Here is a 21,773-nt window from a genome sequence, read left to right as displayed (position 1 = left end):
GGCTACGCGTGGGGGCGTCCCATGGCCCGGAACGTCCACCCCGCCTCACGCCACCCCTGCGGCACCAGCGCGTTCCGCCCGTCGATGACGTGCCGTCCCCTGGCCACCGCCCCGAGCTCCGCCGGGTCGAGCTCCCGGAACTCCTGCCACTCCGTGAGGTGCAGCACGACGTCGGCCCCGCGGACCGCCTCCAGGGCGCTCGCGGCGTAGCCGAGGGTCGGGAAGAGCCGTCGCGCGTTCTCCATCGCCTTGGGGTCGTACACGGTGACCTGGCCGCCCTGGAGGTGGATCTGCCCGGCGACGTTGAGCGCGGGGGAGTCCCGCACGTCGTCGGAGTCGGGCTTGAAGGCCGCGCCGAGCACCGCGATCCGCTTGCCGAGGAAGCCGCTGCCCCCGCAGGCCTCGCGGGCGAGCTCGACCATGTGGGCGCGGCGGCGCATGTTGATGGAGTCGACCTCGCGCAGGAACGTGAGCGCCTGGTCGGCGCCGAGTTCGCCGGCGCGGGCCATGAAGGCGCGGATGTCCTTGGGGAGGCAGCCGCCGCCGAAGCCGATGCCGGCGCGCAGGAACTTCTTGCCGATCCGCTCGTCGTGCCCGATGGCCTCGGCGAGCTTCACCACGTCCCCGCCGGCCGCCTCGCTGACCTCTGCCATGGCGTTGATGAAGGAGATCTTCGTGGCGAGGAAGGCGTTGGCCGCCGTCTTGACGAGTTCCGCGGTCGGGTAGTCCGCGACGACGAAGGGCGTGCCCTCGCCGACCGGGGTCGCGTAGACCTCGCGCAGCAGCTTCTCGGCGTGCTCGGATGCGACGCCGACCACGATGCGGTCCGGGTGGAGGGTGTCCTCGACCGCGAAGCCCTCGCGCAGGAACTCGGGGTTCCAGGCCAGCTCCGCCCGGTCCCCGGCGGGGGCGAGTTCGGCGAGCCGGGCCGCCAGCCGGGCCGCGCTGCCGACCGGCACGGTCGACTTGCCGACGACCAGCGCGGGCTGCTTCAGGTGCGGGGCGAGCAGTTCGAAGGCGCTGTCGACGTAGCTCATGTCGCAGGCGTACTCGCCGTGCTTCTGCGGGGTGTTCACGCAGACGAAGTGGATGTCGCCGAAGGCGGCGACCTCCTCCCAGGAGGTGGTGAAGCGCAGTCGCCCGCTGGAGTCCGGCAGGCCCGCGACGTGGCGGCGCATCAGGTCCTCCAGGCCCGGCTCGTACATGGGCACGCGGCCGGCGGAGAGGGTCTCGATCTTGGCGGGGTCGATGTCCAGGCCCAGTACCTCGAAGCCCAGCTCGGCCATCGCCGCGGCGTGCGTCGCACCGAGGTAGCCGGTGCCGATCACGGTGAGCTTGAGCGCCATGCGGAGGGTCCCTCCCAGGTCGTGGCCTGATTGCGATGTTGAGCATAGCCCCGGGCGGCGTCCGGGTTCCCCCGGTGCGGGCACGGAAGAAGACCCGGGAATGGCCAGGGCACCGTCCCACGCGCCACAATGCCCCCGACGCACGCGTGGGGAGCGGGTGCACATGGTGGGGGTGAATGATGACGACAACGGATCCGGTCGGTCACGAGCGGACGGCGGAAACGGAAACGGAACGGGAAGCGGCACCGGGCAAGGCCCCGGACCCGACCCGCAGGAGGCGCAGCCGCACCCGTCGGGTGCTGCTGGGCGCGCTGGTCCTGCTGGTCGTGGGCGTACTGGGGGTGGCCGGAACCCTGTGGTGGGCGGTGGACCACTACACCGGCAAGGTGGACCGCATTCCCAATGTGTTCCCGACGAACGTGCCCGAGAGCGAGCAGCCGCAGGCCGCCAAGGGCGGTGAAACGTTCCTCCTGGTCGGTGTGGACGCCCGCTCCGACCTGCCGACCACGGGCCGGGGCGCCGAGGCCCCGGAGTGGAAGCGCGGCGCGCAGCGCAGCGACACGATGATGCTGGTGCACCTGCCGGCCGACCACAAGCGGGCGTACGTGGTCTCGCTGCCCCGCGACAGCTGGGTCTCGATCCCGGGGAACGGCAAGGCCAAGCTGAACGCCGCCTTCTCCTGGGGCGGCCCGCCGCTGCTGATCGACACCGTGCAGCGGCTCACCGACCTGAAGGTCGACCACCTCGCCGTCATCGACTGGAGCGGCTTCAGGACCCTCACCGACGACATCGGCGGCGTGGACCTGGCCGGGAAGCACATGAACGGCGAGCAGGCCCTGACCTACGTCCGCGAGCGCTACAACCTGCCGCGCGGCGACCTGGACCGCACCCACCGCCAGCAGGCCTTCCTGCGTGCGGTGATCGCCAAGACGCTGACCAAGGACTCCATGAGCAACCCGCTGAAGGCCAAGGAGCTGCTGGACCAGGTCACCGGTGTGGTCAGCGTCGACGACCGGCTGTCCGACGGGGACCTGCGGGACCTGATGTGGAGCATGCGCGGGGTGCGCGCGGGCGACATGGTCTTCATGAACGCCCCGGTCGGCGGGCTCGACATGATCAAGGGCCAGTCGGTGGTGCTGCTCGACGACAACGGCAGCGAGCAGCTGTGGGAGGCCATGCGCAACGACACCATGGACGAGTACGTGGCCAACCACTCCCTCGACCGCCTGGGCTCCAGCACCCCGTGAGCCCTCCGGGGCCGACGGGAACGGCAAAGGGGCCGGCCGGGCGCGGTGTGCGCGCCCGGCCGGCCCCTCCGCCGTCGCGAGGGATCAGGAGTCCGGCGTGACCGTGACCTTCTCGTCGTTCTTCAGCTCCGAGACGAGCTGCTTGACCTTCGGCATGTCCCACTTGAGCGCGCTGCCCACGTTGGTGCCGATGGAGCCGGAGGTCGGCATGTTCATCGAGACGCCGTCACCGCCGGAGACGCCCTTCATGGCCCAGAACATCGACGCCAGGTCCCACAGGCTCATGTCCTTGTCCACGATGAGCGTGTCCAGGCCCGCGCCCATGGTCGGGTAGAGCTTGAACGGGTTGAGGACCGTGCCCGGCGTGGCCGTCTGGCTCGCGAGAGCGGACAGGAACTTCTGCTGGTTCTTGGTGCGGCCCAGGTCGCCCTCGGCCTCCTGGTAGCGCTGGCGGACGAAGGCCAGGGCCTCGTCGCCGTTGAGGGTCTGCTTGCCCTTCTGGATGTGCAGGCCCGAGTTCTTGTCGTCGATGTTGCGGGGGATGTCGAGCTCGACACCGCCGACCGCGTCGACGAGGCCCGCGAAGCCGGCGAAGCCGATCTCCGCGTAGTGGTCGATGTGCAGGCCCGTGTTGTACTCGACCGTCCGCACCAGCAGCGTCGGCCCGTCTATGGAGTAGGCGGCGTTGAGCTTGTTCTGGCCGCGCGAGGAAAAGGTCTTGCCGGACTCGGAGCCCTTGAACTCGGGGATGGTGACGTAGGAGTCGCGGGGGAGCGAGATCAGCGAGTTCCCGTTGTCGCCGACGTGCAGGATCATCATCGAGTCGGTGCGCTTGCCCTCGGCGGAGCCGGTGTGCAGCTTCTTCTTCTGCTCGCTGGACAGGCCCTCACGGCTGTCGGAGCCGACGATGAGGTAGTTGGTGCCCTCGCCGGTCTCCGGGCGGTCTATGACCGTGCTCAGGTCCACCTCGCGGCGCACCTTGCCGTCCGCCCAGAAATAGGTGCCGATCGACCACGCGGCGACCACGACGACCAGACCGATCAGGACGCCCTTGGCCCGGCGCTTGCGGCTGCCGGGCGAGGTGCCGCGGCCACCGGTGGACGGCGGCCCGTACGAGCCGCCGCCGTAGCCGTCGTAGTCACCGCCGCCAGGCCCCCCGTGGCCCGGGACGCCGCTGCCGTACGCCTGCTGGCGCGGCACACTGCCGGGAGCCGCCGCCGCACGGCGCGGGGACAGCTCGGGGGGCAGCGGCGGCTCGGAGACCTGCTGCTGCCGCTGGTTCCTGTTGTCGGACCAACCGTCGGGCCATGCGTTCATGTAGGGCAGTGTGCCCTGCCGCCCGGCCCGGCAGTGCCTCCGTGGCTCTTCTGAAGCAGAGCTGATGCAAAGGTCACAGGACCGCGGAAATGCGGTGACCGAACGTGCCCGTACGATCTCATCCGGTGAGATGCGTCGGGGTGTTGGTGTGGGTCTCGATCATTCCGGCGGCCTGTTCCAGCAGTTCGTGCGCCAGGTTGGAGCAGGCCCGGGATGCGGCCACGTCCTCCCCTATGCGCATGTCGGGCTCGTCGTGCGGATTGCGCCGCGAATAGCCGTGGCCCACCACGCCCGGGGCGCCGTCCCCGGAGAGCGAGGCGGTGCAGGCGGTGCGGCTGCCGTCCTCCTCGAGCGACAGCTTGATCGTCCACGTCTTCTCCATGGCGGATCACCTCTTGGACATCTGGACGTCGGCCCCTTTCTCAGCATCCGCCCGGCCCCGCCCCCGGGCAAGATGTGCCCGGCGAGGAGCACGGCACGGCAGTGCTTAGGGTGGAGCCATGTTCGAGGAGCCACCCCCGCACCCTGTCCCGTTCAAGCCCACGTCCGCCTCGCGGATCACGCTGGCGCACATCATGACCCACCACGACACGAACCTCCTGGGCACCGTGCACGGCGGCGTGGTCATGAAGCTCGTGGACGACGCGGCGGGCGCGGTCGCCGGACGGCACTCCGAGGGGCCCGCGGTGACCGGCGCCATGGACGAGATGGCCTTCCTGGAACCGGTGCGGGTCGGCGACCTGCTCAAGGTGCAGGCCCAGGTGAACTGGACCGGGCGCAGCTCCATGGAGGTCGGCGTGCGCGTGCTCGCCGAGCGCTGGAACGAGTCCGGCCCGGCGACCCAGGTGGCCAGTGCCTACCTGGTCTTCGTCGCCGTGGACGCCGAGGGCGCACCGCGTCCGGTGCCCCAGATCGAGCCCGAGACCGACCGCGACCGGCGCCGTCTGCAGGAGGCGCAGATCCGCCGCACGCACCGGTTGGCCCGCCGCCGGGCGATCATGGAGCTGCGCGAGAAGCGCGCCGCCGAGGGCTTCGAGGACTGACGGCCCCCGGCCCTCAGCCCCTCGGCTCAGCCCCTCGGCTCAGCCCCCCGGCCCTCAGCCGCACAGGATGCGGTCGCCGCGCATCGGCTGGAGCCCCACCGGCGGTGCCGCGGGCGGGTCCGGCTCGCCGGCCCGTACCGGGGTCACGCCGTCGTAGTCCGCGCCCACGGTGATCCGCAGCGTCGGCCCCAGCCCGGACACCCGGCGCAGCTCCGCGTACGGCAGGGCCGTCCCCAGCGCCTTGGCGGAGCGGTCCCAGCCCGGGTCGTAGTGGATGACCGTGTACTCCGCGTCGTGCCGGACGGTGTTGCCGGGCGTACCGGTGGTGCGGAAGCCCAGGCGACGCAGTTCCTTGTCCACACGCGCCCCCAGCCCGTTGACCGTCGTCCCGTTGTTGACCTGGACGCGGATCGACTTGGGCGGCACTTCGACCTGCGCGGGCTCGGGCGCCGACGGGCTGGGCGTGGCCAGGGGGCCGCCGTCCGGGCCGGTGAGCGGGCGGTCCTCGCGGAGCGCCTCGAAGATCCGCTGGGCGCCCTTGACGTCCCAGCGCAGGGTCGTCCCCACCCCTTGCACCCGGAACGGGGTGGCGTCCACCGGCACCGTCGCGAACTCCACCGAGCGGGCCCCGAAGCCGCCGCGCAGCCCCGTGGCGAGGGCGATCAGGTCGTCCGGCTTGGTCTGCCGGTCCGCGCGCACCGAGCCGAGCGCGGCCTTGGCCACCTGGTCGAGCTTGACCGGGTTCTGCAGCAGCCCGATGTCGGTGACCCGGCGGACCAGGGCGGCCAGGAACCGCTGCTGGTTCTGCATCCGCTGGAGGTCGGGGCTGCCGGGGAGGTGGCCGGAGCGCACGTAGCGCAGTGCCGTGCCGCCGTCAGCACGTACCGTGCCGGCGGGCAGGTCGAGTCCGGTCACGGGGTCGCGCAGCGGACGGGCGAAGCAGAGGTCGACCCCGCCGATCCGGTCGACGGTCTTCATGAAGGAGCCGAAGTCGAACTCGGCGTAGTGGTCGACCTTGACCCCGGTCATCTTCTCGACCGTGCTCACGGCGAGTGCGGGGCCGCCCACCCCCCAGGCCCACTTCAGCTTGCCGGCGCGCGGCAGTTCCGCGTACGAGTCCCGCGGCAGCGCGACCACGCTGACCCGCCTGCCGTCCCGCGACAGGTGCGCCAGCATCATCGTGTCGGTGCAGTCGCAGGGCTCCCCGCCCAGGCGCAGCCCGGTGCGCTGCGACTGGGACAGCCCGCGGCGGACGTCGGTGCCGACCAGGAGGAAGTTGGTGCCCTTGGTGGGGCTGGGCCGGTTCTTCATCCCGGCGAAGGCGTCCACCCGCGCCAGGCGGTCGTCCATGTGCCCCAGGACGGCGTGCCCGATCCCACTGGCGGTCAGGATGCCGAGCGAGACGGCACCGAGGACGCGCAGCCCGCGGCGCACCGGCGGCCGCTTGCGGGTCCTGCGGGCGGCTGCGGCGGGTTGCTGACGGCGACGAGCGACGGTCATACAGTCACGCTAAGGAGTCATACCGTCGTACGGAACGAGCCCCGCCCGGTCGCACGCGCTCGTATCATCCGTTCGCGGTAACGTGTGCGGCTGTGAACGCTGCGACCCCCCATGTGCTGCCCGCCGTCTCCGTGATCATGCCGGTGCTCGACGAGGAGCGGCACCTTCGAAACTCCGTCCGCCACATCCTCGAACAGGACTACGCGGGCGAGCTCGAGGTCGTCATCGCCCTCGGCCCCTCCACCGACCGCACGGACGAGATCGCGGCGGAGCTGGTGCGGGAGGACCCCCGCGTCCACACGGTGCCCAACCCCACCGGCCGCACCCCCGCCGCCCTGAACGCCGCCATCAAGGCCTCCCGGCACCCGGTCGTGGTCCGGGTCGACGGCCACGGCATGCTCTCGGCCGACTACATCAAGACCGCGGTGCGGCTGCTGGAGGAGACCGGCGCCGCCAACGTCGGCGGCATCATGCACGCCGAGGGCGAGAACGACTGGGAGCGCGCCGTCGCCGCCGCCATGACCTCGAAGATCGGCGTCGGCAACGCGGCCTTCCACACCGGAGGCGCCGCCGCCCCCGCCGACACCGTCTACCTCGGGGTGTTCCGCCGCGAGGTGCTGGAGCAGCAGGGCGGCTACAACGAGGAGTTCATCCGCGCCCAGGACTGGGAGCTGAACTACCGCATCCGCGAGGCCGGCGGCCTGATCTGGTTCTCGCCGGAGCTGCGCGTCTCGTACCGCCCGCGGCCCAGCGTGCGCGCGCTGGCCAAGCAGTACAAGGACTACGGGCGCTGGCGCCGTGTCGTCACCCGGTACCACCAGGGCTCGGTCAACCTGCGCTACCTCGCCGCCCCGGCGGCCGTCGTGGCCATCGCGGCGGGCGTGGTGGTGGGAGCGGCGGTCACCCCGCTCGCCTTCGTCGTCCCCGGCGGCTACCTCGCGGCCATCGTGCTGGGCTCGCTCCCGGCCGGCAAGGGCCTGTCGGCCGCCGCGCGGCTGCAGATCCCGGTGGCGCTCGCCACCATGCACATGTCCTGGGGCTTCGGGTTCCTGACCAGCCCGCGTTCGCTCGCCCGGCGGGTCATCGCCAGCCGCCGCCCTGCGGTGCGGGCGGCGGCCGACGCGTGAGGCGGGGGTGAACCCCTACCAGTTGTAGTAGGGGTTCACCTTCATGCACGCCGAGTCGTCGGAGGCGTTGAGCGCGCTCGCGCTGTCCAGGACCTCCTTGGTGTCGGTGCTGCTGGCCGCCGGGTACGTCGCCCCGGCCGTCCAGTCGGCGCCGATCACCAGCGTGATGCCCTCCGCGGAGGAGGACTTCTTGACCACGCCGGCCGGCAGCTTCAGCGCCTTCGCCACGGCCAGGGCGTTCGCCTTGTCGTCGTCGCCCGCGTAGGTGATCGTGCTGCCGGACTGCGACTGGGGCGTGGAGTCGGACTCGGCCTGGGTGAAGCCCAGCGCCTTCAGCTTCTCCGTGACCGTGCCCGCCCGGCCGGAGACGGCGGGCGTCGTGGCGCTGCCGGTGCCGTTCTGGACCGTCACCGCGATCTCGTCCTTGGGCGAGGGCTTCGCGGTGGTGGCGGACTTGTCGGCCTTCTTCTTCTTGGCGGCCTTGCCGTCCACGGCCTGGTCGTTGCGCAGCAGCGTGAAGAGCTTGGTCGCCGCGCCGGTCGGCACGACGTGCGCGGTCGGGTTCTGCGGGTCGGCGCCCCACGGCATCGTCGTCATGGTGATGCGGTCGGTGGGCACGCCCTTGAGGTTGTTGCCCAGGTCGTAGAGCTTCTTCACCGTCCCGAGGCCGGTGTCGACGGTCAGCGCCTTGGTGGCGGCCTCGGCCAGGCCGGTCAGCTTGCCCGGGTCGGTGAGCTTCGTGCCCGACTTCAGCTGGCGCACCATCGCGTTCATGTACATGTGCTGGGCGTGGGTACGGCCGATGTCGCTGCCGTCCTCGAAGCCGTGCCGGGTGCGGAGCCACTGCAGGGCCTGCTGGCCCTTGATGGTGTGGTCGCCCTTGGTGAGCTTGAGCCCGGACTTCTTGTCCCAGACGTTCCCCTTGACGCAGACCGGGACGCCGCCGACCGCGTCGGCCATGGAGACCACGCCGGCGAAGTCGATCATCATGAAGTGGTCGATGGATATGTCGGTGAGCTTCTCCCAGGTGGCCACGGTGCAGCCGGGACCGCCGTGCTGGAGGCTCGTGTTGATCGTGTCCGTCGTGGTCTCGGGGTAGACGTGGCCGTCGTCCGGGTCGGTGCACTTGGGGATGGTGACCCGGGTGTCGCGCGGGATGCTGACCACGGTCATGTTGCTGCGGTCCGCGGAGACGTGCAGCAGCATCTGGACGTCGGCGAGCGGCTTGCGGTCCGCGTCGGCCTTGGCGCCGCCGAGCTTCTGGTTCGCCTTGGAGGCCCGGCTGTCGGAGCCGAGGAGGAGGATGTTCAGCGGGGTCTGGCCCGCCGCGTTCGCCTTGCTCTTGGCGGCCTGGCTGTCGCCGAGGTTGAGCGCGTCCTTCTTGATGTTCGCGTTGAGGTGCTGGTAGTACGCGTAAGCGGCGCCGGCCGTGCCGAGTATCGCCACCGACGTGACGATCGCCACCCAGCGCAGGGCGCGCCTCTTGCCCTTCTTGCGGCGGCGGGTGCCGCGGCGGCCTGCGCCGTCGTGGCCGTCGTACCCGTCGTGTCCGTCGTCGTCCGCCCCGTCGTTCTGCGCCGCGGTCAGGGTGCCGGTGGACGTACCGTCGTCCGCCTCGTGCCCGTAGTCCTCGTAGCCGCCGTACTCGGCCCCGTGGCCGTCGTCGCCGTAGCCCCCGGTGTCGTAGCCCGCGGCCTCGCGGCCGGGCTGCTGGTACGGCGCGTACGCGTCCTGCTGCGGGTACCCGCCGCCGCGCTGCGGCTCCTCGGGGCGGTAGCCGCCGCGCTGCGGCTGCTGCGGGACCGTCGGGTGCGGGTAGCCGGGCTGCTGCGGGATGTACGGCTGCTGCCCGTGACCGTTACCGTACGGAGAGTCGCCCCATCCGGGTTCGTGAGGATCGTAGGGGGCGTTCCGCCCTCCGGGGATGCTGCCGTGGCGCATGTGGGCCCTCCCATGACGCGCTGGTACCTACGGTCACCGGCTGCGCCGCGGCGCTCGGATCGTGGGTGATTGTCAGCTCTGCGACTGTCGAAGTCCTGTGGGACCGGAACAGCCCTGCTCGCGAATGGTTGGAGGTCACGATACATAAACCGCGACGGGGTCAACGCTTTGGTTTCTTATCGGCTGTGTAAAGCGATCGTGCGCACTACCCCAAATCGGGATCCCAGCGATATGGCCTGTACACGTCCATGCAGGCTGAATCATTCGCTCCGTTGAGGGCCCCGGCGCTCTTGGGCAGCGTACCGTCGTCGTCGGCGGCACCCTGGAAGACCGTTCCGTCGCGCCAGTCGGCGCCCACGACGAGTGTGACGGAGCCGACATGTGAGGATTCCTTCACAACGCCGGCGGGGAGCTTGAACACCTTCGCCACGGCGAGTGCGTCCGAGCGGCCCTGCGCGCCCTCTGCGGCCGGGTACTCGATGACGCTGGCCGCCGACGGCTGCGCCGTGCCGACCGCCTTCGCCTGCCCGAAGCCGTTCCCGGCCAGCGCCTGGGCGAGGACGCCCGCCCGGCCGTTCACGGGGGTGCCCGCGGCGTCGCCCGCGGTGCCGTTGACCACCGCGACCGGGACGTCGGCGGCGGGCCGGGCGGCCGGCCCGGACTCGACGGGCTTCTTCTCCGCCTTCTTCTTCCCCTTGTCGTCGAAGGGGAGGTCGTGGACCAGCCGCGACCACACCTTGGGGGCGGCCACCGGGTCCGGCATGTAGTGCTGGTCGTTCTCGGTGTCCGTGACGGGCGGCATGGTCAGCATCGTGATCCGGTCCGACGGGACGCTCTTGAGCTGCATCCCGAGGTCGAAGAGCTTCTTCGGGGTCCCTATCTCCTCCGACACCTGCAACGCGTTGGTGGCGGCCTCGGCGAGGTCACCCAGCCGCCCCGCGTCGGTGAAGACGTTCTGCGAGCGCAGTTCGCGCACCATCGAGTTCATGTACATGTGCTGCGCCCGGGCGCGCCCGAGGTCGCTCTCGAAGGCGTGCCGGGTGCGCAGCCACTGCAGCGCCGTCTTGCCGGTGATCTTCTGCGTGCCCGCCTTCAGCTTCAGCCCGGAGCCGCCCGGCTGCTGCGGGGTCGGGTGGTCCCACACGGGCTGCCGCACGCAGACGTCGACGCCGCCGACCGCATCGGCCATCTTCACCACACCCGCGAAGTCGATCGTCATCCAGTGGTCGATGTAGACCTTGGTGAGGTTCTGCACGGTGGCGAGCGTGCAGCCGGGACCGCCGCGCATCAGGCTCTCGTTGATGATCGCGTGCGTGGTGGCGGCGAACTTCCTGCCCGTCTCCGGGTCGGTGCACTCCGGGATCGGCACCCGGGTGTCGCGTGGGATGCTCACCACGGACATGTTGCTGCGGTCGGCCGAGATGTGGAGCAGCATGATCACGTCGGCGCGGGGCGGATCGCCCTTGGTGTACTTGGCGCCGCCCAGCTTGAGGTTCTCCGCGGAATTACGGCCGTCGGCGCCCAGCAGCAGGACGTTCATCGCGTTCGTCGGCGCCTTCGCCACGTCGCTGTCGCCGCTGTTCCGCTTCCCCTTGCGGATGTTGTCGCTGAGGTGCTCGTAGTACGCGTAACCGGCGCCCGCCGTCCCGAGGATGAGCACCGCGAGGGTGATCGCGGTCCACCGGGCGATCCGGCGTCCGCGGCGCTTCGGCCGCGGGCCGCGCGGCGGCCCGGCGCCGTCGTCGCCGTCGTCCTCGGGGTCCGGGAGCGGGGTCCGTCCCGTGTCCGCGCCCCGCCGCTCCGCCCCGTCCCGCGGGTGGTCGTCGTAGAGGCTGTCGTCCCAGCCGAGATCGCGCACACGACTGTCCGTCATCGTCCGGTCCCCACCCCTGATACCCCTGTCGACCCTGGTGCCCGTAACGGGCGGCTACTTGGCACACACGCTCTTGTCGTCGGCTTCGACCTTCTGGATGCCCTCCGGCGCCTTCGTCGGTGTGGCGATCGGCGTGCCCGCCTGCTTGAAGTCCTTGCCCAGGGTGAGCGTCATGTTGGCGCGCGGCGCGGCGTCCTCGGTGCCCTGCTTGAGCGCGGTGGCCGGCAGCCCCATCATCGCGGCGAGCCGGCGTGCCTGGTCGGCCTGGTTGGGCGCGTACTCCAGCGTCGTCTTCTTCACCTCGGCGGGCGCGTTGCCGCCGTTGGTGGAGCGGCTGACACCCTCGTCGTTCTGCAGCCAGTTGACGGTGTCCTGGGCGGCGCCGAAGACCCCGCTGCCGTTGAGCACCTCGACCCGTACGTTGATCGGGTCGGCCTTGGGGCCCTTGAGCTTGGCCGCGTCGGACGCCTTCTGCTTCTTCTTCACCTCGGTCAGCGAGACGTCGTCCTTGACCATGCTGAACAGTTGCGGCGCCTTGGTCTCGTCCAGCACCACCGTGGTGTGCACCTTCTCGGCCGGGTTGTCTATCACCGGCACCGTCGCGAAGGTGATGTTCTTGGTGTTGACCCGGCTCAGGTCCTTGGCCAGCTCGCTGAGTTTGGTCACGCTGCCGATGCCGGTGTCGACGGTGAGCGCCTTCGTCGCCGTGTTCGCCAGCTTGAGCAGCTTCGTCGGACTGGTCAGCGTGTCGCCCGACTTCATCTTGCGCATCATCGAGCTGAGGAACTGCTGCTGCAGTTCGATGCGGCTCAGGTCCCCGCCGAAGCCGACGCTGTGCCGGGTGCGGACGAAGGCCAGCGCCTGCTCGCCGGCGACGGTGTGCCGTCCCTTGGCCAGCTTCAGGTGCGAGTCCGGGTCGTCGATGTCCTTGGCCAGGCACACCTCGACGCCGCCGACCGCCGTCGAGAGGTCCTTCACCGCGTCGAAGTTGGCCATCATGAAATGGTCGGGGGTGATACCGGTCAGCGCCTTGACGGTGCGCATCGTGCAGCCCGGGTCGCGGCCGTACTGGCCCAGGCTGGTGTTGAAGCGGACGCCGCTCTCCGCCGGAATGATCTTCGTGGATCCGTCGGGCTGCTTCGTCGGGCAGTCCGGGATGTCGGTGATGATGTCGCGGGGGATGCTCAGCGCCGTCGCGTTGGAGCGGTCCTTGGAGACATGGAAGAGGATCGTGGTGTCGGCGTGGCCGACGTTGGCCGAGTCCCCGTACTTGCCCTTCAGTCCCTTGCGGCTGTCGGTGCCGATGACCAGGATGTTGACCGGTCCGGTGGACGTGGCGTTCTTGGAGCCGATGCCCGGGTCGATCGCGTTGATGTTGCCGTTGAGCTGCTGGTACAGCGCGTAGACGCCGATGCACGCCGCGATGACCACGACCCCGAGCGTGCCGGCGGTCCAGATCAGGGCCCGCTTCTTGGCCGACTTCCGCGACTTGGGGCGGCGCCGGCTGGTGCGTGCGGCCGCCCGGCCGCCGCCCTCGCCCCTGGCGCCGCCGGCGGCACGGCCGCCCGCCGCCGTCCTTCCGCCGCCCGCCGCCCGGCCGTTGCCCGCTGCTCGCCCGGCGCCCGCCGTACGGCCGCCGTCGGCGGAGCGGCCGCCCACCGCGCCGTGGCCCTCGTCCTCGGCGCCGGAACGGCCCGGCCGTGCGCGGCCGCCGCCCTGCGGCTGGACGCGCTGGGCCCGCCGGCCCGCACCCTGCGCGGGAACGCCTCGCTCCGGCTGCTGCGGCGGGTCCAGCCGCAACTGGTAGCTGCCCGTCTCGGGATCGAAAACCCACTGATCCGCCGGGTCGACGTGCTGCCTACGGCCTTGCGTGTCCACGGTCGATCGAGTCCTCCGTCTCGGCCGCTGCAACAGGCCGGATCGCTCACACTAACCCCACAGTTCAGCGTCTACGCCCGCGGCTGACAAATTACGCTCCCCTACAACTGGACAAACTGTTCAATCCCCGCTGCCGTCACACACATCGCGGTCGGCGGTGGTGCCGCGGTACGACGGGGAGGCGCTCGCCGGGCTCGACGGTGTGGGAGATGCCGGAGGGGCGGTGGAGGTTCCGCGGTCCGTCGGGCGGGCGGAGCCCGAAGCGGAGTCCTCGTCCCCCTCGACCGTCACCTGCCCGTCCTCGCGCAGGGTCGTGAACAGTTCGTCCGCAGCGGGCTGCACCAGTTCGTCACGGTTGGGGTCGGCCGTGTAGGGGCGCCGCGGCACGGTGAGGAAACGCACCTGGTCGGTCGGCGTCTTGCGCAGGCTCTGCGCCAGTTCGTACAGCTCGGCGAGCGAGTCGAGGCCCTCGTCCGCGGTGAGCGAGGAGGTCGCGGCGTCCAGCAGCGGGTAGAGCTTGGCGGGGTTGAGCAACACCCCCGTGGAGTCGACCTTCTGCACCAGGGAGGCGAGGAACTGCTGCTGCCGGTCCATCCGCTGGGTGTCGCTGCCGTCGCCGATGCCCTTGCGGGCCCGGACGTACCCGAGGGCCTGCTCACCCTTCAGCACCTGCCGGCCGGCCTCCAGGTCCAGGTGCGCGTCCTCGTCGTGCACGGCGTGCGGGACGCAGACCTCGACGCCGTCGACGGCGTCGACCATCTTCTTGAAGCCGTTGAAGTCCACCACGAGGTGGTGGTCGACGCGGATCCCGGTCAGCTTCTCCACCGTACGGATCGCGCAGGCCGTGCCCCCGAACTCGAACGCCCAGTTGAACTGGGCGAGCTGGGGGCTGGTCATGCTGCCGTCGGGCCGCCGGCAGGAGGGGATGTCGACCATGAGGTCGCGCGGCAGGCTGACCGCCGTCGCGCTCTTCCGGTCGGCGGCCAGGTGCAGCAGTATCGCCGTGTCCGAGCGCTGGGTGCCGGTGTCCTGGCCGTACTTGCCGTTGCCGTCCCCGCGGTTGTCCGAACCCAGCAGCAGGATGTTCTCGGCGGTGGTCGCCTCGGGGAGCACCTTGGGCCGCTCGGACTTCACCCGCATCAGTTCGTGGGCGGTGTCCGTGTCCGTCCGGATGTTCCCGTCGAGCTGCTTGTAGAGGTACCAGGAGACCCCCGCCCCGGCCAGCAGCACCAGGGAGACGACCACCGCGAGGACGCGCAGCCAGGTGCGGCGGCGCCTCCTCGGCGGGGCCTCGGCGGGAGGGGTGTCGTCGGCGGGAGGGGTGTCCTCGGCTTCCGGCGAATCGGCTGGCGTGGTCACGTCCGGGCCCGTCCTTACAGGTGCTGCTGATGATCAGGTCACCTATAAAGACCGTTCAATCCCGCCCTCGGTTGTGCGGAGTTGTTCAAATCCGTCCGAGACTGCCGGGGGCGGCGGGCCTGCGGTCGGCTACGCCGTGTGGGTGACCCGCTCGCTCTCCCGGCGTTTGTCCAGGTCTGCTGGGGGCAGCCGGTCCAGATTGCGGCAGAGCACCACGGAGGCGTCCACCGCCAGCGGCGCCAGCAACCCGGCGGCCAGACCGTCCCAGTCGTCGTACGACCGGCCCGACAGCAGCCGCGCCCCGGCCGTCAGCCCCAGGGCCGCGGCGGACGTCCGGGCCCGCGCGGTCACCTCCGCGCCGGTGAGCTCCTCCCCGCCCGGCAGCTCCAGCGCCGGCGCGTCCGGGTCCACCGGCGCGTACGGGACGAAGCGGTCGCCCTGGGAGGGCACCTCGACCGCGTAGTCGAGGAAACCCTCAGGCGGCTGCGGGAAGCGGCCGCCCAGCGGGCGCAGCGCCAGCGCGACCCGTTCGCCGGAGCAGGCGCGGGCCTCCTCCAGCGTGTCCGGGCCGGACACCACGAGGTCGGCACGGCCCGGGTCGCCCCCGGGCACCACGACCACGCCGGTGGAGAAGCAGGCGAGGACCCATACCGCGGTCTGCCAGTGCGCCGGCAGCAGCAGCGCCGCCCGGTCACCCGGCTGGGCGCCCAGTTCGTCCTGGATGAGGTTGGCGGTCTTGGCCACCCAGTTGCCGAAGGTGGCCACCGACAGTTCGACGCGTTCGCCGGTGGCGTCGTCGTAGAAGGTGACCAGGGGCCGGGCGGGGTCCACCGAGAGCGCGGAACGCAGCAGGTCGGCGGGTGTGCGGGCAGTCGATGTCACGCGGCCCAGGCTACGTCAGGCAGGCGCGCCGCGGGCGCGGCTGATGACCCGGCAGAACAGGACAGCCCGTCAGATCCCGGCTGCGCGTTCTGGGGCCTTATGTAACTGTTCATCCCATGCGTGCACTTCTTGCGACGTCGATCTCCGCGGCGTGCATGGCTGCCCTCGCCCTGCCGCTCGCCTTTCCTTCCGGTGCCACCGCCACCGTTCACGTGCCGGTGCGGGCGGCCACCCCCGACACGTCCCCCGGCGCCACCCGAACCCTCCCGCTGGCCCCGCTCGCCACGTCCGGCCGGGCCGTCGGCGCCCCGCTCTCCCAGGGGCTGCCGGCCCGCGCCGTGCAGCCGTTCTCCATGATCGGCATCACCTGGGACGACGTCGGCACCGACCTGAGGGGCACCGTCCAGGTCAGGACCCGCGCCACCGGCACCGGGACCTGGTCGAAGTGGCGCACCGTCGAGGCGCACAGCGACGACGCCCCCGACGCCGGCTCGTCCGAGGGCTCGGCCGGCGCGGTGCGCGGCTCGACCTCCCCGCTGTGGGTGGGCCGTTCCGACGGGGTCGAGGTACGGGTCGTGCCCGAGGCGCCCTCCGGCGGCAGGCGCGGGGTGCAGCCCGGCCTGCCCAAGGGGCTGCGGCTGGAGATGGTCGACCCCGGGGACGAACCGGGTGACGGCCTCGGTGACGGGCCCGGCGGGGAGCTGGGCGGCGACCTGGGCGGCGACCTGGGAGGCAGCTACCTCGACCCCGACGCCGCGTTGGACCCCGGCCCCGCCGGCCCCGCCGGCCCCGCCGGCCCCGCCGGCCCCACCGGCCCCGGGGGTGGCGTCCCGCGCGGTGACGGTACGACAGACGGCCCCGCGGGCGACGGCGCGTTCCCGGGGGAGCCCTCCGGCGGCGGCGAGCCCTCCGAGGGCGTCGACCCCTTCGACGGTGTCGGCCCCAGCGAGGGCGGCTACCCGCTCGGCGGCCGCCAGCCGCAGGACGGCACCACCACCGACAACGCCGCGGACCCGGGCGACACCTCGGGCACCCCGGTCGAGTCCCCCTTCGTCCCCGCGCTCAGCCGCTCCCAGACCGAGGCCCTCACCGGGCAGCGCTTCACCGGCGGGCGCCCCCGCATCATCACCCGCTTCGGCTGGGGCGCCGACGAGCAACTGCGCAGCGAGGACTCGGAGCTGACCGACGCCGTCAGCGCGATCTTCGTCCACCACACCGCGACCGGCAACGACTACGAGTGCGCCGACTCCCCCTCGGTCATCCGCGGTATCTACCGCTACCACGTCAAGAGCAGCGGCTGGCGCGACATCGGCTACAACTTCCTCGTCGACAAGTGCGGAAACATCTACGAAGGCCGCAGCGGCGGCGTCTCCAAGGCCGTCTTCGGCGCGCACACCCTCGGCTTCAACGAGCACACCATGGGCATCGCCGTGCTCGGCGACTACTCCGAGGACGAGCCCAGTCGCGAGGCCCTGACGGCCGTCGCCGGGCTCGCCGCGTGGAAACTCGGAATTTACGGCCACAACCCGGAGGGCATGACATATCTGGTGTCCGGAGGGAGCAACAGGTACCCGAAGGGTACGCGGGTCCGCATGAACGTCATCTCGGGCCACCGGGACGGATTCGCCACGCAATGCCCAGGAACGGAGTTGTACGACGATCTCGGCATCATCCGCCGCACCGCGGCGGGGCTCCAGGGCCGCTGATCGCACCCTGCATAGGATTGGCCGCTCATGCGTTCGGCCCGCCAGGAAGCGGAGACAAAAACAGGTGACTGAAGCGATCCTCTTGGTCGGCGGCAAGGGCACCAGGCTGCGCCCCCTGACGGTGCACACCCCCAAGCCGATGGTCCCCGCGGCCGGTGTCCCGTTCCTCACCCACCAGTTGGCCCGGGCACGCGCGGCGGGCGTCGAGCACATCGTCCTGGCGACCTCCTACCTGGCCGAGGTCTTCGAGCCGCACTTCGGCGACGGGTCCGCGCTGGGGCTGCGTCTGGAGTACGTCACCGAGGACGAGCCGCTCGGCACCGGCGGCGCCATCCGCAACGTCGCCGACCGCCTGGACTCCGCGCCCGGCGACCCGGTCCTGGTCTTCAACGGCGACATCCTCACCGGCCTCGACATCGCCGGACTCGTCGCCACCCACCGCGACTCGGGGGCCGACGTCTCCCTCCACCTGACCCGGGTCGAGGACCCGCGCGCCTTCGGGCTCGTGCCGACCGACGCCACCGGCCGCGTCACCGCGTTCCTGGAGAAGCCGGAGACGCCCGAGGAGATCGTCACCGACCAGATCAACGCGGGCGCCTACGTCTTCGACCGTTCCGTCATCGACTCCATCCCGACCGGCCGCGCCGTATCCGTCGAGCGCGAGACCTTCCCCGGGCTGCTCGCCGACGGCGCCCATCTGCAGGGCATGGTCGACTCCACGTACTGGCTCGACCTCGGGACCCCGCACGCCTTCGTCCGCGGCTCCGCCGACCTCGTCCTCGGCCACGCGCCCTCCCCGGCAGTCCCCGGCCGCTGCGGCGAACGTCTCGTCCTGGAGGGCGCCCGGATCGCCGACGACGCCAAGCTGACCGGCGGCACCGCCGTCTCCGCGGGCGCCGTCATCGGCGCCGGGGCGGTCGTCGAGGGCAGCACGATCCTGGCGGGCGCCGTCGTTCACCCCGGCGCGACCGTCGTGGACTCGCTCATCGGCGCCGGCGCGGTCATCGGCGAGCGCACCGTCGTCCACGGATCGGTCATCGGTGACGCCGCGCACATCGGCGCCGGCAACGAACTGCGGCACGGCGTGCGCATCTGGTGCGGCGCGGTCATTCCGGACGGCGCGGTCCGCTTCTCCTCCGACCAGTAGCCGCCGCGGGCCCGGCCGGTGGGCGCACGCCGCCCACCGGCCCCCGGAGACCCGGGGCCGGCAGCAGTATCCGCGCCCCGCGCAGCGACGTGCCGCAGCGCGCGGCAGCCCGAGCCCCGGAGGCCCCGAAAGGTCCCGAAGCCCGGCGGGGCACGCCGTAGGCTCGGAGGGTGCACCCCGAGCAGACCCGACTCCTCCGCGCCGCGGCCGGCCGCGTCCCCGCCCCCCGCACACCCGGCCGCACCCGCCGCTGGACCCCGCGCGGCCCCCTGGACCTCGGCCTGACGCTCGGCCCCCTGCGCCGCGGCCCCGGCGACCCCGCGTTCCGCGTCGGCGCCGACCGCGCGCTCTACCGCGCCTCGCGCACCCCCGAGGGCCCCGGAACCCTGCGTATCGCCCGCCCCTCCGGGGGCGAGATCGAGGCCGAGGCCTGGGGTCCGGGCGCCGAGTGGCTGCTGGACCGCCTCCCCGGCCTGCTCGGCGACGCCGACGACCCCGGTGCCTTCACCGCCCGGCACCGCGTCGTCCACGAGGCCCACCGGCGCAACCCCGGCCTGCGGCTGACCCGTACCGGTCTGGTGCTGGAGTCCCTGATTCCGGCGATCCTCGAGCAGAAGGTCACCTCCGACGAGGCCTACCGCTCCTGGCGGGTCCTGCTGTGGCGCTTCGGCGAGCCCGCCCCCGGCCCCGGCGAGGAACTACGCATGCGGGTCATGCCCGACGCCCGCGGCTGGGCGATGATCCCCTCCTGGGAGTGGCACCGCGCCAACGTCGACGGCAAGCGCTCCGCCGCCGCGGTCCGTGCCGCCCGTGCCGCCGCCCGCATGGAGCAGGCCACCGACCTCGCCTCCGCCGAGGCCCTCGCCCGTCTCCAGGCCGTCCCCGGCATCGGGCCCTGGACCGCGGCCGAGACCCTGCAGCGCAGCAACGGCGACCCCGACGCGATCACGGTCGGCGACCTCCACCTGCCGCACACCGTCGGCTACGCCCTCACCGGCGCCCACCGCTCCGACGACGCCGTCATGCTCGAACTCCTCGAGCCCTACGCCGGCCAGCGCCACCGCGCCGCCCGCCTCATCCTCCTCACCGGCCGCCGCCCCCCACGCCGCGCCCCGCGCATGGCCCCGGGCAACATCGTGCCCCTGTGACGAGCCCGCGAGGCGCGCGTGGGTCCCTCTGCCACGTCCGTCGCGTCACACGTGGCACTTCACGTTGACCAAAAGCGTGTCCCCGGGAAGGTCCAACAGGTAACCGTCGACGCGCTCCTGCTCCGCCGGCGGCTCAGGCGTTCTGGACGAGGCGCGGCTGATGGAGGCACCCGTGCCCGTCGTGCGCGCAGGTCGCGGGACCGTGGCACTCCCCATGGATCCCCGGTCCGCCGTCCTCGTACCACCAGCCGTTCAGCGTGAGGAGGTTGCGCCTGCGCAGCGCGTATGCGACCCGCCACGAACGTCTCCCGCTCGCTGCGTCCTACATCCTCGACCGGGTCCAGCCCCTGGAGGAACCAGTACCAAAAGCGCTGGGTCGGCAACGTCCGCAGGTAGGCGTCGAAGGCCCGCACGAGCGGCTGGGCACGGTATTCGGCCGATACCTGCGCGCCGTCGTATCACCCGAACTCGGCTTCCGCGCGGTCGCGTTAGACCTTCCACGGGTCGGCCGGCGGTAGTTCGGCCGCCAGTTCGTGCCACCGCCGCCAGGCCGCCTCCGCCAGGCGGCGTGCCTCCTCGTGCGACGCGGAGAAGTCGAGGAGCTCACGGGGCCCGCCCGCGCGCCAGCCGAAGTCGTTGGGAAGCCTCTCGGACTTCCTGTCCCACCGGCGCGACCGGATCAGTCTCGGATCCCGCTCATGGCCGGGCAGGACGTTGAACCCCCCGCCATTCGCCTGGCCGCCGGTGATGTACCAGGCGTCCCAGATGTCCCGCTCCCCTTCCCGTGTGCCGTCGATCCCTAACGGCGCCATCGCGCCGGCGACCGCCTCGTCCACCTGGTCGGCTGCCGCCCCCGGCAGACACACGGTGATGCTCATGCCCGCCATGGGCACAGGAGACCACGGCACACGGGCGGCGAGCCGCCCGTCTTCGCCGGTGAACGAGTCCGCGCCCGCGCTTCAGCGCACCTCGATGAACGCCTCCGCGCTCCGCCCCGGCCGCTCCTTCGGCGGCACGGCGGGCCGGCCGATGGCGACGGCACCCATCGGGTCCCAGTCCTGCGGCAGGTCCAGCACCTCGCGCACCACGTCACGGCAGAACATCGTGGACGACACCCACGCCGACCCCAACTGCTCACCGGCCAGAGCCACCAGAAAGTTCTCCACGGCCGCGCCCATGGCGACCACGAACATCTCGCGCTCGGCCGCGGACCGCCGCTGGTCCGGGTAGTCGTGCGCCCCGTCGGCGACCAGGCACGGCACCACCAGGTACGGCGCGCGGCGCAGGACGTCGCCGCGCCGGACGCGCTTGGCGACGGACTCCTCGCTGCGGCCGTCGCGGCGCAGGTCCGCGATCCAGGCGTCGCGCATGGCGTCCAGCAGCCGGACCCGCGCCTGCTCCGACTCCAGCAGCACGAAGCGCCACGGCGTCGTGTGGTGCGGCGCCGGCGCGGTGACCGCGAGGGCCACGGCGCGCCGCACGGCCGCGCCGTCGACGGGCTCGCCGGTGAAGTCGCGGATCGTGCGCCGCAGGGAGACGGCCTCGCGGACGGCCTCCGAGGTGCCCAGCCGGAACATGTCGTCGGCGGCGGCCCGGACGAGGGCGCGGCCGCCGTCGCCGTCGTCGCTCGCGGGCAGCACCAGACGGTCCAGGCCCCGGACCACGGCCACGGGCGATCCGGTGGACTTGCCCTTCACCAGGTCCCCGGCCGCGGCCAGTTCGTCGGCCAGGGCCGTGACGGTGACGGCCAGTTCGTTGCCGTGCGAGTCGGTCCCGCCCCGCAGGTCGTCCAGCACGCGCAGCCCGGCCGCGCCGATCGCGACGTCGGTCAGGCCCTCGCGCCAGGGCCGCCCGAAGGTGTCGGTGACCACCACGCCGACGTTGACGCCGAGGGCCTCCCGCAGCCCCGCCCGGATGGCGCGGGCGGAGGCGTCCGGGTCCTCGGGCAGCAGCAGCACCGTGCCGGGGGCGGTGTTGGAGGCGTCCACGCCGGCCGCGGCCATGACGAAGCCGTGCCGCGTCTCGACGATCCGGGTCGGGCCGCGCCGGGCGACCAGCCGTACCGTCTCGGCGTCGATCGCCGCCTCACGGTCGGCGGCGCGCAGGACGCGCCCCTCGGCCTTGCTGACGATCTTCGAGGTGACGACGAGGACGTCGCCGTCCGCCAGTTCCGCCGTGCTCGCCGCGACGAGCTTCGCGAGATCGGCGCCGGGCTCGACCTCGGGCATGCCGGTGACGGCCCACACGCGGTAGGAGGCG

Annotated in this window: 17 protein-coding genes; 6 read left to right on the top strand and 11 right to left on the bottom strand. The window is 72.1% G+C overall.

The features are described 5' to 3' along the window. Positions 1-2: 2 nt before the first annotated feature. Positions 3-1,346, bottom strand: coding sequence for a UDP-glucose dehydrogenase family protein (locus tag B085_RS0116765; RefSeq protein WP_018559724.1), 1,344 nt, complete (start codon positions 1,344-1,346; stop codon positions 3-5). A gap of 176 nt (positions 1,347-1,522) precedes the next feature. Between B085_RS0116765 and B085_RS0116760 the strand changes: the two genes are divergently transcribed. Beyond that, positions 1,523-2,593 carry an LCP family protein gene (locus tag B085_RS0116760; protein ID WP_078619924.1) on the top strand — a complete coding sequence of 357 codons (1,071 nt, stop codon included), beginning with the start codon at positions 1,523-1,525 and terminating at the stop codon, positions 2,591-2,593. An 84-nt stretch (positions 2,594-2,677) separates the two neighbouring features. Here the strand turns inward: B085_RS0116760 and B085_RS0116755 are convergent, their stop codons facing one another. Together B085_RS0116755 and B085_RS0116750 are read right to left on the bottom strand one after the other, a co-directional pair. After that, positions 2,678-3,910, bottom strand: coding sequence for an LCP family protein (locus tag B085_RS0116755; protein WP_018559722.1), 1,233 nt, complete (start codon positions 3,908-3,910; stop codon positions 2,678-2,680). Positions 3,911-4,028: 118 nt separating this feature from the next. Next, a complete protein-coding gene (locus B085_RS0116750) occupies positions 4,029-4,292 on the bottom strand; it encodes a DUF1876 domain-containing protein (RefSeq protein ID WP_018559721.1) in 264 nt (87 codons plus the stop codon). A 118-nt stretch (positions 4,293-4,410) separates the two neighbouring features. On the opposite strand from B085_RS0116750, the gene B085_RS0116745 reads away from it, so the two are divergent. After that, positions 4,411-4,953, top strand: coding sequence for an acyl-CoA thioesterase (locus tag B085_RS0116745; protein ID WP_018559720.1), 543 nt, complete (start codon positions 4,411-4,413; stop codon positions 4,951-4,953). A gap of 54 nt (positions 4,954-5,007) precedes the next feature. Here B085_RS0116745 and B085_RS0116740 read toward each other — a convergent pair whose 3' ends face one another. Further along, positions 5,008-6,453, bottom strand: coding sequence for an LCP family protein (locus tag B085_RS0116740; protein WP_026251109.1), 1,446 nt, complete (start codon positions 6,451-6,453; stop codon positions 5,008-5,010). A gap of 92 nt (positions 6,454-6,545) precedes the next feature. On the opposite strand from B085_RS0116740, the gene B085_RS0116735 reads away from it, so the two are divergent. Then, positions 6,546-7,580 carry a glycosyltransferase family 2 protein gene (locus B085_RS0116735; RefSeq protein ID WP_267881091.1) on the top strand — a complete coding sequence of 345 codons (1,035 nt, stop codon included), beginning with the start codon at positions 6,546-6,548 and terminating at the stop codon, positions 7,578-7,580. A 15-nt stretch (positions 7,581-7,595) separates the two neighbouring features. Here the strand turns inward: B085_RS0116735 and B085_RS42675 are convergent, their stop codons facing one another. From B085_RS42675 to B085_RS0116710, 5 genes are all read right to left on the bottom strand, one after another. Next, positions 7,596-9,521 carry an LCP family protein gene (locus B085_RS42675; RefSeq protein ID WP_018559717.1) on the bottom strand — a complete coding sequence of 642 codons (1,926 nt, stop codon included), beginning with the start codon at positions 9,519-9,521 and terminating at the stop codon, positions 7,596-7,598. 205 nt (positions 9,522-9,726) lie between these two features. After that, entirely contained in the window at positions 9,727-11,394 is a 1,668-nt protein-coding gene (locus B085_RS0116725; protein ID WP_106434957.1) for an LCP family protein, read from the bottom strand. 54 nt (positions 11,395-11,448) lie between these two features. Then, positions 11,449-13,272 carry an LCP family protein gene (locus tag B085_RS0116720; protein ID WP_018559715.1) on the bottom strand — a complete coding sequence of 608 codons (1,824 nt, stop codon included), beginning with the start codon at positions 13,270-13,272 and terminating at the stop codon, positions 11,449-11,451. Positions 13,273-13,392: 120 nt separating this feature from the next. Continuing rightward, positions 13,393-14,631, bottom strand: coding sequence for an LCP family protein (locus B085_RS0116715; RefSeq protein WP_018559714.1), 1,239 nt, complete (start codon positions 14,629-14,631; stop codon positions 13,393-13,395). A gap of 129 nt (positions 14,632-14,760) precedes the next feature. Next, positions 14,761-15,513, bottom strand: coding sequence for a TIGR03089 family protein (locus tag B085_RS0116710; RefSeq protein ID WP_018559713.1), 753 nt, complete (start codon positions 15,511-15,513; stop codon positions 14,761-14,763). 116 nt (positions 15,514-15,629) lie between these two features. On the opposite strand from B085_RS0116710, the gene B085_RS0116705 reads away from it, so the two are divergent. From B085_RS0116705 to B085_RS0116695, 3 genes are all read left to right on the top strand, one after another. Further along, entirely contained in the window at positions 15,630-17,219 is a 1,590-nt protein-coding gene (locus tag B085_RS0116705) for a peptidoglycan recognition protein (protein WP_026251108.1), read from the top strand. A 64-nt stretch (positions 17,220-17,283) separates the two neighbouring features. Continuing rightward, positions 17,284-18,366, top strand: coding sequence for a nucleotidyltransferase family protein (locus B085_RS0116700; protein ID WP_026251107.1), 1,083 nt, complete (start codon positions 17,284-17,286; stop codon positions 18,364-18,366). A gap of 170 nt (positions 18,367-18,536) precedes the next feature. Continuing rightward, entirely contained in the window at positions 18,537-19,514 is a 978-nt protein-coding gene (locus tag B085_RS0116695; RefSeq protein ID WP_018559710.1) for a hypothetical protein, read from the top strand. A 488-nt stretch (positions 19,515-20,002) separates the two neighbouring features. On the opposite strand, the gene B085_RS0116690 is transcribed toward B085_RS0116695, so the two are convergent. Further along, a complete protein-coding gene (locus B085_RS0116690) occupies positions 20,003-20,392 on the bottom strand; it encodes a hypothetical protein (protein ID WP_158689755.1) in 390 nt (129 codons plus the stop codon). Between the two features lie 81 nt (positions 20,393-20,473). Beyond that, complete coding sequence (locus tag B085_RS0116685) at positions 20,474-21,742, bottom strand: coenzyme F420-0:L-glutamate ligase (RefSeq protein ID WP_106434966.1); 1,269 nt, start codon at positions 21,740-21,742, stop codon at positions 20,474-20,476. Positions 21,743-21,773 lie beyond the last annotated feature (31 nt).

This window comes from Streptomyces sp. BoleA5 (genome assembly GCF_000373665.1).
Taxonomy (GTDB): Bacteria; Actinomycetota; Actinomycetes; order Streptomycetales; family Streptomycetaceae; genus Actinacidiphila.
Note: the sequence above shows the minus strand (reverse complement) of the source record. Positions and strands in the feature narration are given on the sequence as shown.